We start from the raw sequence: 14,004 nt of genomic DNA, 5'->3' as shown, positions 1-14,004 counted from the left end.
GGCTACACCGGCGCGGTCGCGGTCGTCGAACGCGGCGAGGGGCCGACCGTCGGCCTCCGCGTCGACATCGACGCGCTCCCCATCCCCGAGTCCGAGGCCGACGACCACCTCCCGGCCGCCGAGGGCTTCCGCTCCGAGAACGAGGGGTTCATGCACGCCTGCGGCCACGACGCCCACGCGACAATCGGCCTCGGCGTCCTCGACGCCGTCATCGACTCCGACTTCGAGGGGACGTTCAAGGTGTTCTTCCAACCGAGCGAGGAACAGGTCGCCGGCGGCAAGGCCGTCGCCGAGGGCGGCCACCTCGACGACGTGGACTACCTGCTCGCGCTCCACGTCGGCCTCGACCACCCGACCGGCGAGGTCGTCTGCGGCGTCGACGGCTTCCTCGCCGTCTCGCACTTCCGCGCCGAGTTCACCGGCGCGCCGGCCCACGCGGGCGCGAAGCCCGAGGAAGGAAAGAACGCGAACCTCGCGGCCGCGACGGCCACCCAGAACCTCTACGGCATCTCCCGGCACTCCGACGGCGCGACCCGCGTCAACGTCGGCCTGATGGGCGGCGGCACCGCCACGAACATCGTCGCCGAGGAGGCGTTCATCGAGGGCGAGGTGCGCGGCGCGACGACGGAACTCATGGAGTACGTCGAGGGCCGCGCCCACACCGTCATCGAGTCCGCGGCCGTCATGCACGACTGCGAGGTCGAAATCAACGTCGAGGGGAAAGCCCCGAGCGCCCGGAGCGACGACGCGCTCGCGGCCGTCGTCGGCGGCGTGAGCGAGGGCGTCGAGGGCGTCGCCTCCATCCTCGACAGCGACGAACTCGGCGGGAGCGAGGACGCGACGTACCTCATGCAGCGCGTGCAGGACCGCGGCGGCCTCGCAGCCTACGTCGGCGTCGGCACCGACCACCCCGGCGGCCACCACACCCGGACGTTCGACGTGGACGAGGAAACCATCCGCATCGCCGTCGACGTGCTCGCCGGCAGCGTCGAGCGAATCGCGGCCGAGCGCCCCTGAGACGCGCCGAGAGCGCCGTTCGAGCCCGCTCCGGGCGGCTCGCCCCGCCGGAAACGACGCGCGGTCGCCCGAATCCGCCGCGGTAACCGCCAGCGGTTATTTGTCCCCCCCGTGCATAGCCGCCAGCGATGGGGCTCCTCGGAGGTGAATCGACCGAAGACACAGACCTGCGTCCGGGTCTCGCAGTCGTCGGCATCGCCGTCGGCGTCGCGGTCGTCCAGGTCGCCGTCTTCCCCGACAGCCCCGAGGTCCGGTGGCTTCGGTTCGCCGTCGAACTCCTCTTGGTCCCGATTCCCCTCGTCGGCGCGTTCGTCATCGGGAGCGTCCGCGACGTGCAGGCGGTCTGGCGGCCGCTGTACGTCGGGACCGCGCTGTTCGCCGTCTACGCCGTCACCGACGCGGTCGACGAGGTCGTCGCCCAGCCCGAGGCGTTCACGCTCGTCTTCGAGGACGGGGCGCTCCTCGTCGGGTCGGTCGCGCTCGCGGTCGGCGCGGCCCGGTGGTCGAACCACCGCGACGCCCGCGAGGCGGACCTGCGCAGCCGCAACGAGCGGCTCGACCAGTTCGCGTCGGTCGTCACCCACGACCTCCGCAACCCGCTGAACGTCGCCCAGATGCGACTCGAACTCGTCCGCGAGGGTCACGGGACCGACCACCTCTCGACGGTCGCCGACGCCCACGACCGGATGGAGGCGCTCATTCAGGACGTGCTGCAGCTCGCCCGCGTCGGCGAGTCGGTCGGCGACGTCGAACCCGTCAGCCTCGCCACCGTGGCCGCCGACGCGGTGACGAACACCAGCCTCGGGGCGTCGGGGCTCACCGTCGAGGCCGACGCGGAACTGCTCGCCGACAGGGGCCGACTCACCGCCGTCTTCGAGAACCTGTTTCGGAACGCAGTCGAACACGGTTCGACGGGCAACCGGACTGCGTCTGGTGACCCCGTGGAACACGGGTCCACGGGCAACCGGTCCCCGGCCGGCGACGCAGTCGAGCGCGGCTCGACGGGCAGCCGAGAGTCCCCCGACGATACCGCGGGCCGCGGCGTTCCGACGGAGAAGTCGTCTACCGCCGCCGACAAGAGCGCGGCAGACGCGGGGGGACGTCGGGCGATAGCCGACGCCGACGGTGGCACACCGGGCGTCAACGTCCGCGTCGGCCCGCTCGAAGACGGCTTCTTCGTCGAGGACGACGGCCCCGGCATCCCGCCGGAAGAACAGGAGCGCGTTTTCGAGTCGGGCTACAGCACCGACGCGCGGGGGACCGGCCTCGGTCTCGCCATCGTCGCCGGCGTCGCCGACGCGCACGGCTGGGAGGTGCGGGCGACGACCGGAGAAACCGGCGGGGCGCGGTTCGAGTTCCGAGGCGTCTCGTTCGCCGGAGAGACCGAGGTCAGTACTTCGGGTCCGCGCCGGTGAGCTCGTAGATGTCGTCCATGATGCGGTCCCGCTCGACTTTCCAGCCTTCGAGCGCGCTCGGCCGACTCGGATAGCGACCGTAGTGAGCCAGCAGTTCGTCGGCGAGGCGCTTGATTTTGAAGAACTCGTAAATCTGGCTCCAGTGGCCGTAGCTCGACGCCGCGGTCTGCGCGAGGAGCACGGGGCCGAACGAGGTCGTTCCGGAGTAGAGCGCCTCCGCCAGCTTCTCGCCGGGGATGGAGGCGATGAGCCCCATCAGGTCGTCCACGTCGACGGCGGTCGAGAGGATGTTGTACACGTCGAGGCTGGCGTAGCGGCCGCCGAAGTGGTCCATGACGCGCCGGTTGTAGCGCCAGAGCATCTCCTCGCTCACGTCGCCGGCTTCGAGCGCGATAGCGGCCTGCTCGCCGGCGTACTTCCCGGCGTAGGCCGCGCCGGCGATGCCGCCGCCGGTCGTCGGGTTGACGTGGGCCGCGGCGTCGCCGACGGCCATGTAGCCCGGCGCGGTCGCCGAGTCGTAGGGCCGACGGGTCGGGAGGGCGGCGCCGAGCTTGTCGACGACCTCCGCGCCCTCGAACTCGGGGCGCTCGCGGAGGTCCCGCTTCAGGTCGTCGACGAGCTTCATCGGCTCTTCTGTCATCTGGAAGCCGAGGCCGGCGTTGATGGTCGTCTCAGTCCGCGGGAAGTACCAGACGTAGCCCGCGGCGACCTCGGCGGGCTTGAACACGAGCGCGTCCGACCACTCGACGGGCTCGGGGACCTCGACGACCTCGCGGTACGCCGACGAGAAGTGCTGGTAGGAGACGTTCGTGTCGAAGGTGGCGTCGGAGAAGTCCACCTTGTCCTGCAGGAGCGACAGCGAGCCCGCGCCGTCGATGACGATGTCGGCGTCGTACTCGACGACCTCGCCGTCGTGTTTGCCGACGATACCGGTGACGGTGCCGTCGTCGTCCTGTTTCACGTCTTGGACGACCGTGTCGTAGTGGAGTTCCGCGCCCGCTTCCTCCGCGCCCTCGATGATGAGGCGGCCGTACTCCCAGCGGTCGATGACGGCGAGTTCGCCGGGGACCGGGATGTCGAGGACGGTGTCCTCCTGCGGAATCTCGAAGCGGCCGTGGTCGACCTCGGTGTTGGTGAACGCGGGCTCGATCTTCGACTTCGGAATCGCCTCGGGGAAGGCGTCCGCGCCCTTCAGAGCGTCGCCGCAGGCGATGTGCCCCGCTTCCTCCGCGGGCTTGCGCTCGACGATGGTCACGTCGTAGCCCGCGTTCGCGATGGTCGCGGCGGCGTAACAGCCGGAGGTTCCCGCGCCGACGACCACCACGTCCACGGACCGGGTCCGTGGGCTCGCCGAGGACTCCTCGGCGGTGTCGTTCTCGTCTGTGGACATGGTATCACCTCCATATCGCGGGCTGAAAACTCTTTACTCCCGCACCGACCGCGCGGGGCGAGTCCCGCGGGAACCGCTCCCGACGAGACGCGGCGCTCGGCTGAGAGAGAAGCGACAGGAGAAAACGAAAACGCGAGGAGTCCGGGTCGGTCAGCGGTTGTCGTCGCCGGTGTCGTAGTGCTCGCCGGAGGCGGCCGGGATGCGGGTGCGGCCGACGAGCGCGAGGACGACGAGGACCGTCACGTACGGAACCGTCTGGATGAGCGAGTCGGGAACGCCGTAGCCGGGAATCTGCTGGAGGCGGATCTGGGCGGCCTCCAGCCCCGCGAAGAGGAACGACGCGCCGAACGCGCCGATGGGGTTGTAGTTCCCGAAGAGGAACGCCACGATGGCGATGAAGCCCTTCCCGTTGACCATCGTCTGGTTGTTCCCGACGAACTGGCCGAGGCCGAGCGACAGCGCGGAGCCGCCGATGCCGGCGAGGAAGCCCGAGAGGAGCACGCCCGCGTAGCGGACGCGGCTGACGTCGACGCCGACGGTGTCGAGCGCCTTCGGGTTCTCACCGGACGCGCGGACGTGGCGGCCGAACGCCGTGCGGTTCAGGACGTACCACGACGCCGGGACCGCGACGAGCATCATGTACACCGCGGGGTCGGCGTCGAACAGCGCGCCGAAAAACGGGATGTCCGAGAGGACGGGAATCGTCCACGTCCCGAGGGTCGTCCCGAGGTTGTCGGTGTTGACGCCGCCGTAGTAGACGGTCGCCGCGAACGGCGCGAGGCCGAGCGCGATGAGCCAGACGGCGAGGCCGGCGATAATCTGGTCGGCCTTGAAGCGGATGCAGACCACGGCGAACAGCGCCGAGAACAGCACCGACGAGAGGACGCCGGCGAAGAAGCCGATCCAGATGGCCGGCAGGCCGAGGACGGTCATCTCGGGGCCGACGACGGCCGTGGTGATGACCGCGGTGAACGCCGAGATGATGAGCAGACCCTCCAGCCCGATGTTCACCACGCCGGCCTTCTCGGAGAAGATACCGCCGAGAGCGGCGAAGGTGATGGGCACCGAGAGCCGGAGCGCCGACGAGAGCGTGCTCCGACTGGTGAGGATGGCGAGGAGGTTCCCCCAGATACTGCCCGGGAAGACGAGGCCGAGCAGCGCGATGAGCAGGAAGACGCTCAGCGCCCCGCCGGCGAGGGTCGCTCTGTAAGACAGTTCGGTGTCGCGGAGTCGGTCGATGGTTGTCGTACTCATTCGTCGTCACCTCCGAGGGAGCCGCCGTCCGTGGCCACGGTCTCGCGGTCCGGTTCGAGGTCGATGGCGGAGCCGAGCATGCGGAAGAACTCTGGCATCGCGACGAACAGGATGATGAGCCCGCGGAGGACGCCGACGAGCTGTTTCGGGACGCCGGTCCCGAACTGGACCGCGAGCGAGCCGGACTTGAGCGTTCCGAACAGGAGCGCCGCCGGGACGACCCCGAACGGGTTGTTCCCCGCGAGGATGGAGACGGTGATGCCGTCGAACCCGAGCGCGGGGACGCCGGCCTGCCACTTGCCCATGACCATGAGCACCCAGATAGCGCCGCCCATGCCGCCGAGCGCGCCGGAGAGGAACATGCTCGTGACGGTCGTGCGCTTGGCGTCGACGCCGCCGTACTCGGCCGCTTCCGGCTGTTCGCCGCTCGTCCGGAGGTCGTACCCGAACGAGGTCTGTTCGAGCAGGAACCAGACGGCGACGACGAGCGCGAGACCGAACGCGAGCGCGAGAATCGAGAAGTCGCCGCCCTGCGGGAACGCCACCGGGAGGAGCGTCGCCCAGTCGGGAAGCGGCGTCGTTTCGACGACCTGCGAGTCGGGATTGCCGTAGAACTCGCTGACGAGGACGAACGCGATTTGCGCCGCGATGAAGTTCAGCATGATGGTCGTGATGACCTCGTTGGCGTCGGCGTACGCCTTGAGCGCGCCCGGAATCGCGCCGTAGAGACCGCCGACGAGCGCGCCGACGATGACGGCGAGCGGAATTAAAATGAGGCCGCCGACGAGCCCCGACGGGAGCATCGGCGCGACGAAGAAGGAAAACAGCGCCGTCGCGAGGCCGCCGAGGACGAGCTGTCCCTGCGTCCCGATGTTGAACAGGCCGGCGCGGAAGGAGACGGCGACCGAGAGGCCGGTGAAGATGAGGAGCGTCGTCTCCTTGAGCGTGAGCGCGAACCCGAAGTTCAGCGGGTTCCAGTCGGGGTTGAACGGTTTGAGAATCCCCGGGCTGTTCACGAGGAACGGCTCGCCGAGCGCCCCGTTGAACAGCACGAGGTACACCTCGACGGGGTCGTAACAGAAGCCGGTGCCGAACAGCGTCGTCGCCGCGGTCTGGCACGTCGTGATGCGGCCGGAGACGAGGATGATGACCGCGCCGACGAGCACGGCCATGACGAGCGCGGCGAAGCTGATGAGGATGCGCTCGGTCGCGGAGGCGGCCGTCAGCCGCCGGAGGACGGCTTTCGCGTTCTCGACCGCGCTCATCTGGCGTCACCCACGGGCGGTTCCGCGTCGGTCGCGTCGGCGTCGGGGCGTTCACCGGCCATGAGCAGGCCGATCTCTTCTTCGGTGGTGTCGCGTGGGTCTACGATGTCCATGAGTTCGCCGTCGTGCATGACGCCGAGGCGGTCCGAGAGGCCCTGCACCTCGTCGAGCTTCGAGGAGACGAGGAGCACCGCTTTGCCCTCGGCTCGGAGGTCCAAGAGCCGCTCGTGGATGAACTCCATCGCGCCGATGTCCACGCCGCGGGTCGGGTGGGTGGCGACGACGAGGTCCGGTTCGCGTTCGAACTCGCGGCCGACGATGAACTTCTGTTGGTTGCCGCCGGAGAAGGACTCGGCGTCGGCGTCGGCGTGGGGCGGTCGAACGTCGTATTCGTCGATGATTCGCTCGGCGTGGTCGCGCGCGTCGGACCAGTGTATCCGGCCGTCGGCGGCGAACGTCGCGCTGTGCTGGCTGCCGAGGATGCCGTTCTGAACGAGGTCGAAGTCCATCACGAGCCCGCGCTCGTGGCGGTCCTCGGGGATGTACGCCATCCCGTCGGCGATTCGGGAGCGGCGCGAGGCGTCGGTGATGTCCCGGCCCTTGTAGGAAATCGCCCCCCCGGTCGGCGTCCGCAGGCCGGTGATGGCCTCGACCAACTGCGACTGGCCGTTGCCGTCGACGCCGGCGATACCGAACACCTCGCCCTCGCGGATGTCGAACGACACGTCGGAGACGGCGGGGACGCCGCGGTTGTCCTCCGCAGAGAGGTTCCGAACCGCGAGCACCTCGTCGCCCGGTTCCTGCGGTTCGGCCTTCGGTTCGAGGAGAACTTCGCGGCCGACCATCAGTTCGGCGAGCTCCTCGTTGGAGGTCTCGTCAGCCTGGACCGTGCCGACGTTCTTCCCGTTTCGGAGGACGGTGATGTCGTCGGCGGCGTGCATCGCCTCCCCGAGCTTGTGGCTGATGAAGATAATCGTCTTGCCCTGGGCGGTCAGCTCCTCGAAGACGCGGAACAGCTCTTCGACCTCCTGCGGGGTGAGGACCGCGGTGGGCTCGTCCAGAATGAGGATGTCGGCCCCGCGGTAGAGTGCTTTCAGAATCTCGACGCGCTGTTGAACGCCGACGCTCACGTCCTCGATGGCCGCGTCGGGGTCCACGTCGAATCCGTATCGGTTCGAGAGGTCGATGACCTCTTGGCGCGCGCGCTCCCGGTCGACGGTCGTGTCGAACCACTTGCGCGGTTCGTTGCCGAGGACGATGTTCTCGGCGACCGTCATGGGGTCGACCAGCATGAAGTGCTGGTGAATCATACCGATTCCGGCGTCGATGGCGTCCGCGGGCGAATCGAAGTCCCGCGGTTCCCCGTCCACGCGGACGGTCCCCTCAGTGGGTTCGTAGAGCCCGTAGAGGATGTTCATCAACGTCGTCTTGCCGGCCCCGTTCTCTCCCAGAAGTGCGTGCACCGTGCCGCGCTCGACGGTCAGGTCCACGTCGTCGTTCGCCACGACGCCGGGGAACCGTTTTGTGATTTCGTCGAGATGAACAGCGGTGCTCATCTTGACCCTTTTTTCGGGGGGGTTCGCTTAAACTCGTGGGATTCGAGTCGGCGCGGGAGTGGTCCACACGGAGCGTCGCGGCGGTTATCGGGGAGTTCGAACTGTTCAACCCGCGGGCATGTTCGACTACGCGCGGTGCGGAATCGGCAATATTGACTCCTTCATCCCGGACGCAGTCGCTCGGGGCGCGGCGTCGAAAGAACTGCGAGCGTCGAGTGCGGCGTTACTCGGTCGTCGTCGGAATCTCGATGTCGCCGGCGATGATGGCCTCGCGGGACTCGGAGAGCGCGTCCTTGACGTCCTGCGGGATTTCGGAACCGAGTTCCGCGCCGTAGACGGCGGCGACGCCGTCCTCTTCGAGGCCGAGGGTCGTGGTGGAACCGCCGTTGAACTCGTCGTTGACGACGTTCTCGACGGAGGTGTACACCGCCGACTCGACGCGCTTGACCATCGAGGCGAGAATGACGTCGGCGTAGTTCGGCTCGGTCTGCGACTGGTCGGAGTCGACGCCGATGGCGAACTTACCCTGTTCTTTGGCCGCCTGGAAGACGCCGAGGCCGCTGCCCCCGGCCGCGTGGTAGACGACGTCCGCGCCGTTGTCGTACATCGAGGTGGCTATCTCCTTCCCCTTCGCGGAGTCGGAGAACGACCCGACGTAGGCCACGTCGACGGATATCTCCTCGTCCGCGTGCGCCACACCGGCCTCGTAGCCGGCCTGGAACTTGCGGATGAGGTCGGTCTCGGTGCCGCCGACGAAGCCGACGCTCTTCGAGTCGGGCGTCGTCGAGCCGGAGCCGGCCGAGAACTCCTGGGTCGTGATGAGGCCGGCGAGGTAGCCGACCTGGAACGAGCCCTGCTCCTCGCGGAACAGGTAGCTCGCCACGTTGTCCTCGTCGACCACGTCGTCGACGATCATGAACTGCTGGTCCGAGAAACTCGGCGCGGTTTCGGAGAGGGCGGACTTCTGCGCGTAGCCGATACACGACACGAGGTCGTAGTCCGGGTTCGACGACTGCGCGAACCGGCGCTGGAACTGCGGGAACTCCTCCGCCGCCGAGGGCTGAGCCTCGTCGTAGGCGATGCCGAGTTCCGATTCCGCCTGCTCGATGCCGCGCTTCGCGGCGTCGTTGAACGACTTGTCACCGAGACCGCCGAGCGCGTAGACCATGCCGACGTTGGCCGCCGAACCGGACGACTCGGTCGTCTGCTCGCTCGTCGTGGTCTCCTCACCGCCGGACGACTCGGTCGTCGCCTCGGTCGTCTCTTGGCTCCCCTCGGACGGACCGCCGGTACAACCTGCGAGGCCCGCGATGCCCGCGACCCCTGCCGCTTTGACAAAAGAACGTCTGTCCATATGTATGAACTCCTATTGAGACAGGGGCCGCGAAAATTGCATAAAGGTGTCGTTTCGCGGTTTCAGCGGCGTCGCATCACCACGATTGCAAATCGTCGAGAACGGGACCCCGGTTCACGTCCACGGGCGTCGAGTTCGGGGCGCACCGGGTCGCGTGCGCCGGGGAACCCTCCTCGGAGTCCGCTCAGGCGGCTTCGATTTCGCCCTCGACGACGGCCGTCACCTCGTCGACGAGCGCGTCCACGTCGTCGGCCTCCGCGTACACCCGGATGTAGGGTTCCGTGCCGGACGGGCGGACCAGCGTCCACGACGCGTCGGCGAACTCCAGTCGGACGCCGTACTCGGTGTCGACCGACTCGGGGGCCATCGCGTCGGGGAGCGAGGCTTCGAGCGCCGCCATCGCCGCCCGCTTCTTCTCGTCGGGGCAGGGGACGCTCACCTTGCGGTACGGGCGCTCCGTGACCGGTTCGCGCAGGCCGGCCATGCCGGACTCGGCGGCGAGGCGGGCGATGAGCGCCGCCGACGCGACGCCGTCTATCCACCCGCCGAACGACGGGTGGATGTGCTTCCACGGCTCGGCCGCGAACACCACGTCGCCGCCGTCGGCGCGGGCGCTGGCGATGCCCTCGTGGAGCGCGCCGAGGCGGACCCGCTCGACGCGGCCCCCGGCCTCGCGGACCCGCTCGTCGATGCGGCCCGAGGCGTTCGGCGTCGTGACGACGACCGGGTCCTCGGCGTCGGAGACGCGGACGTAGTGCTCGGCGACGATGGCGATGACGGTGTCCTCGTGGACGACCTCGCCGTTCCCGTCGATGATGACGATGCGGTCGGCGTCGCCGTCGTGACCGATGCCGAAGTCGAAGTCGCCGTCGGCGACGAACGCGATGAGGTCCGCGAGCGTCTCGGGCGTCGGCTTCGACTCGCGGCCGGGGAAGTGGCCGTCTATCTGCCCGTTGAGCGTGACGACGCGCGCGCCGAGGTCGCGGAGCACCTGCGGCGTGCCGAGCGCGGACATCCCGTTGCCGCAGTCGACGGCGACGCTGAGACCGTCGAGGTCCGCCCCGTGTCGCCCGGCGAACTCGACGATCGCGTCGCGGTAGGCGTCGAGGACGCCGCTCGTCCCCGTCGCGCCCCAGTCGTCCCAGTCGGTCGGGGGTGCGTCTGCCTCGACCCGCGTCTCGATGTCGCGTTCGAGGTCGCGGTCGTACTCCTGACCGTCGACGAACATCTTGATGCCGTTGTCCGTCGGCGGGTTGTGCGAGGCGGTGAGCATGACGCCGCGGCGACCCCGCGAGGCGAACGCGAGCGCCGGCGTCGGGACGACGCCCACGCGGGTCACGTCAGCGCCGGCGGAGAGCAGGCCGGCCTCGACGGCGGCGGCGAGGCCCTGCCCGGTCGTCCGTCCGTCGCGGCCGACGACGAACTCGGCGGGAGCGTCCGATTCGAGCGCGGCGCGGCCGGCGGCGCGGCCGACGCTGAGGGCGAGTTCCGGCGTGACTCGCTCCGTCGCGCTCCCGCGGATACCGGCGGTGCCGAAGAGTTCCATAGTCCAGCGTTGGGTGGGTCGTACTTAGATGCTGACGGTTCGGGGGACGCGTGCGAGGCGGGCGCACGGGTCGGTCGGGGGGCTTTGGGAGACGAAAATCGGCCCCCGGACGAGTCGCCGAATCGACCGCCCGAGGCAGCACGCCTTTGACGGCGGCGGACGAAACGGTGGCCATGAGCGAACACGGTCGAACTCGCGCGCACGTATACGTCTCCGGGAACGTACAGGGCGTCTACTACCGGGCGACGACCCGCGACACCGCCCGCGACCGCGGCGTCGACGGCTGGGTGAAGAACCTCTCGGACGGCCGCGTCGAGGCCGTCTTCGAGGGCCCCCGCGACGACGTGGAGGCGATGGTCGAGTGGTGCCACGAGGGGAGTCCGATGGCGACCGTCGAGGACGTGGACGTCACCTACGAGGAGCCGGACGGCGAGACCGGCTTTCGAATCGAACGCTGACGAGAACCCGACAACCGGCCGATAACATCAACGAGACGGCCAAATCGTTCAAGCGGGGTTCGGGGGACCTGTCCCCATGCGCTTCCGGAACGACACGCGGGGAATCGGCGTCGCCAAACTGTTTTTTTTCGCTCGTGACGAGCGTCGGACTCGGCCTCGCGGCGGGCACCGCGTTCCTCATCGTCCGCGGGCCGTTTTTCGCCGGGCCGTCGCTCGCCCCGTTTCCGATGATGACGGCGCTCGCGGTCTTCATCGTCGGCATCGTCGTGCTCACGTGGGGGTCGACGCGGCTGTTCGGCGTGGGAACCGGCGTGTGAGCGCCCCCCGACTCACGCCGGCCGGTCGACGCCGAGTTCGGCCATCGCGCGGACCACGACGTGCGCCTCGACGAGGTCGCGTTCCTCGACCATCGGGTCGTCCGCGTCGTCGATGGCGGCGCGGGCCGCGGCGAGCATGCGGTCTTCCTGCTCGGTCTGGTCGGGTTCGTCGCGGGTGCTGTTCAGGAGCGCCTCGAAGTCCTCGCGGATGCTGAAGTCCGCGCGGGCGACGTTACACCGCGAAAGCGGGTGCATGCCGAGGTCCAGGACCAGCTCGGTGACGAGTTCCCAGTCGCTCTCGCAGAACTGGAGCGTCACGTCGCCGACGATGTCGCGCCACGCGATGGGGGCGGCGTTCTCCATGAGCGTCACCGCTCGCGGGGGGACCGCGATGCGGGCGACCGTCTTCGGGTCGTCGCAGAGACAGCAGGGCTGGTCCGTCCTGCCGGTGTACATACGCGGGGTTAGGATGGGCCGTAGATGTAGCTTCGGGCCGGAGACGCGGGACTCGGCGTCCGGTGGCGACAGGGCGACACGCCGACCGAGGCAGACGCTCAGTGCGTGGAAACGGTCGGGTTCGAGACCGGGGCGGGGTCGTCGAACCCGAGTAGAGGCAGCGGGAGGCGCGACCGACTGCGTACTGGCACTGAATCACGCGTTGGGCTGGGCTGGATATTCCGTGGTGGCGACAGCGGGTCGCGCCAGTTGTTGGATTGAACACTGAGCATAAATATCTTCTCCTCAGAGAATACCCAACACTATTGTTGTCTATATACTTGTTTACTTCAAGATATCGAGGCTATCTATACGAGATTGTCAATCTGAGGGAGTTCGACGACGGGCGTCCGTCGGGACGCGAATCGCCATCTTCAGTCCGGCGGCGTCTGTCGGCGGGTCGCTCGGGAGCGTCGCGAGGGGCCGCCGGGCCGCGGCGGCGAGGGCGAGGGCGTCGAGGACGTCGTCGCGGGCGACGTCGCGGCGGAGCGTCCGGTCCAGCGCCTCGCGGTAGGCGCGCTCGGCGTCGAAGCCCCGCCCGTCCGTCGCATCGGCTCCCGGACCGCGGTCGCCGGAGTCGCCTCCGGCGAACGCCGTCCCGAGCGCGTCGAGGCGGCGGGCGCGCCCCTCGGGCGTCGATTTCGGTTCCGAGAGGGGTTCCCCGGCGAACGCGGCAAAGGCGAGTTCGGGGTGCGATTCGAACACTCGCTCACGAGCGCGCGGCGTCTCCCGGAGGACGGCGTCGGCCTCGCGAATCTTGGGCACGAGGTTCCACGCCTGAATGGAGAGGCCCGCCCCGGTCCGCTCGCGGTTGGCCGCGCTGGCCGCCTCGTGGGAGTCGGCGGCGAGGACGGCCCGGACGGGCGCGAAGAAGACGGTGGCGGCCCGAGAGCCGAGTCGCTCGCGGGCCTCGCGGTCGCACGCCCGGCGGGCGGCGTCGGGCAAGCCGATAGGGATGTCGACGAGCACTCGCGCGGCGTCGCGCTCGCGGGCGAGGTCCCAGACGGCGGCGAAGTCGGCGACGACTCGCACGGAGAGGCCGCCCGCGGCGGCGACGGCGCACACCCAGCCGGACCGACAGCCGTCGACGCCGACGACGGGGCATAATCGCTGTGGCACGGACCGAGCTACGTCCCCGAAGGGGAAGAAACGCTCCGGGTTAGGAGTCGAGCACCGCGGCCGTCATCTGGCGACAGGTATCGCGGAGTTCGTTGAGCGTCGCGTCGACACTCGCGTCGAGCGAGACGAGCAGTTTCACGCCGTCTTCGAGCGGGACCCGGACGATGAGCGTGTCGTCGATGGCGAACGCGACGAGTTCCGGCCCGCCGATGGGCAGGTCTTCGAGCGGTTCGTCGATGGCCTCCTCGTTCGTGAGCGTCGCGACGAGCGTCTTGACGGTGTCTTCGTCGTAGCGGTCGAGAAGCGACTGCTCGAAGAACCGAATCCGCGTCTGTACCGGCTCACACCACGCGACCGCCTGGAGGGTGTCCCCGTACGTCTCCAGAAGCTCCGAGGCCAGTTCGGGCATGGGGAACTCGCCGTCGTCGACGACGGTGACGTCCGCCTCCCGGTCGAGGGCGACCCGCTCGTAGGCGAGTTCGCCGAGGTCCGTCAGCCCGTAGAGTCGCCCTTTCTGCTGTGATTCCGGCACCAACAGCTCGACGATTCCTCGCTCCCGAAGTTCGGAGAGCGCCCGAGACACGTGGGGCTGTGCGAGGTCGGTCTCCGCGGCGATTCGAGACGGCAGTCCCGAACCGTGCTCAGAGAGGTACCGACACACGGCCAGACGGTACCGTGAGCTCGCGATATACCCGGCGGAATCCCACGTCTCGGTCATAATCGAGACTCTCCGCTGGTCGTTTTCATCATGATTGACACGTCCCATATTGGTATCTACTGCCAAGCAGGGTATATCTTTCGAGGGTCGGACTAGAATA

General features: G+C 68.8%; 12 protein-coding genes and 1 pseudogene. 4 read left to right on the top strand and 9 right to left on the bottom strand.

The genetic code is table 11. From position 1 onward, the window contains the following. Both BN996_RS07785 and BN996_RS07780 read left to right on the top strand, forming a co-directional pair. Nucleotides 1–1,017 (top strand): amidohydrolase (locus BN996_RS07785; RefSeq protein WP_089778037.1); only part of this gene is annotated, 1,017 nt, incomplete at its 5' end. A gap of 128 nt (nucleotides 1,018–1,145) precedes the next feature. Beyond that, nucleotides 1,146–2,432 (top strand): sensor histidine kinase, encoded by a 1,287-nt coding sequence (locus tag BN996_RS07780; RefSeq protein WP_089778034.1) that lies wholly within the window; start codon nucleotides 1,146–1,148, stop codon nucleotides 2,430–2,432. Here BN996_RS07780 and BN996_RS07775 read toward each other — a convergent pair. From BN996_RS07775 to BN996_RS07750, 6 genes are all read right to left on the bottom strand, one after another. Then, nucleotides 2,407–3,822, bottom strand: a complete 1,416-nt coding sequence (locus tag BN996_RS07775; protein ID WP_089778032.1) for a geranylgeranyl reductase family protein — start codon at nucleotides 3,820–3,822, stop codon at nucleotides 2,407–2,409. The genes BN996_RS07780 and BN996_RS07775 overlap by 26 nt on opposite strands. A gap of 150 nt (nucleotides 3,823–3,972) precedes the next feature. Further along, nucleotides 3,973–5,076, bottom strand: coding sequence for an ABC transporter permease (locus tag BN996_RS07770; protein ID WP_089778030.1), 1,104 nt, complete (start codon nucleotides 5,074–5,076; stop codon nucleotides 3,973–3,975). After that, a complete protein-coding gene (locus tag BN996_RS07765; protein ID WP_089778029.1) occupies nucleotides 5,073–6,341 on the bottom strand; it encodes an ABC transporter permease in 1,269 nt (422 codons plus the stop codon). Before BN996_RS07765 ends, BN996_RS07770 begins: the two co-directional genes overlap by 4 nt. Then, entirely contained in the window at nucleotides 6,338–7,897 is a 1,560-nt protein-coding gene (locus BN996_RS07760) for an ABC transporter ATP-binding protein (protein ID WP_089778027.1), read from the bottom strand. Before BN996_RS07760 ends, BN996_RS07765 begins: the two co-directional genes overlap by 4 nt. Nucleotides 7,898–8,120: 223 nt before the next feature. Continuing rightward, nucleotides 8,121–9,251 (bottom strand): BMP family lipoprotein, encoded by a 1,131-nt coding sequence (locus tag BN996_RS07755; RefSeq protein WP_089778025.1) that lies wholly within the window; start codon nucleotides 9,249–9,251, stop codon nucleotides 8,121–8,123. A gap of 184 nt (nucleotides 9,252–9,435) precedes the next feature. Beyond that, the gene (locus BN996_RS07750) at nucleotides 9,436–10,797 is read right to left on the bottom strand and encodes a phosphopentomutase/phosphoglucosamine mutase (protein WP_089778021.1); all 1,362 of its coding nucleotides are present in this window, start codon (nucleotides 10,795–10,797) and stop codon (nucleotides 9,436–9,438) included. Between the two features lie 173 nt (nucleotides 10,798–10,970). On the opposite strand from BN996_RS07750, the gene BN996_RS07745 reads away from it, so the two are divergent. Together BN996_RS07745 and BN996_RS07740 are read left to right on the top strand one after the other, a co-directional pair. After that, the gene (locus tag BN996_RS07745) at nucleotides 10,971–11,255 is read left to right on the top strand and encodes an acylphosphatase (protein ID WP_089779870.1); all 285 of its coding nucleotides are present in this window, start codon (nucleotides 10,971–10,973) and stop codon (nucleotides 11,253–11,255) included. A 76-nt stretch (nucleotides 11,256–11,331) separates the two neighbouring features. Continuing rightward, a pseudogene (locus BN996_RS07740) lies at nucleotides 11,332–11,572 on the top strand (hypothetical protein). A 12-nt stretch (nucleotides 11,573–11,584) separates the two neighbouring features. On the opposite strand, the gene BN996_RS07735 reads toward BN996_RS07740, so the two are convergent. The 3 genes from BN996_RS07735 to BN996_RS07725 all read right to left on the bottom strand — a co-directional run bounded on the left by BN996_RS07735 (nucleotide 11,585) and on the right by BN996_RS07725 (nucleotide 13,904). Beyond that, nucleotides 11,585–12,028 carry a DUF7960 family protein gene (locus tag BN996_RS07735; RefSeq protein WP_089778019.1) on the bottom strand — a complete coding sequence of 148 codons (444 nt, stop codon included), beginning with the start codon at nucleotides 12,026–12,028 and terminating at the stop codon, nucleotides 11,585–11,587. A gap of 360 nt (nucleotides 12,029–12,388) precedes the next feature. Then, a complete protein-coding gene (locus BN996_RS07730; protein ID WP_089778017.1) occupies nucleotides 12,389–13,186 on the bottom strand; it encodes a DUF429 domain-containing protein in 798 nt (265 codons plus the stop codon). 40 nt (nucleotides 13,187–13,226) lie between these two features. After that, nucleotides 13,227–13,904, bottom strand: coding sequence for a DUF7522 family protein (locus BN996_RS07725; RefSeq protein WP_089778015.1), 678 nt, complete (start codon nucleotides 13,902–13,904; stop codon nucleotides 13,227–13,229). Nucleotides 13,905–14,004 lie beyond the last annotated feature (100 nt).

This window comes from Haloferax massiliensis (assembly GCF_001368915.1).
In the GTDB taxonomy this organism is placed as follows: Archaea; Halobacteriota; Halobacteria; order Halobacteriales; family Haloferacaceae; genus Haloferax; species Haloferax massiliensis.
The sequence above is the reverse complement of the archived record's forward strand: the minus strand, read 5'-3'. Positions and strand labels throughout refer to the sequence as shown.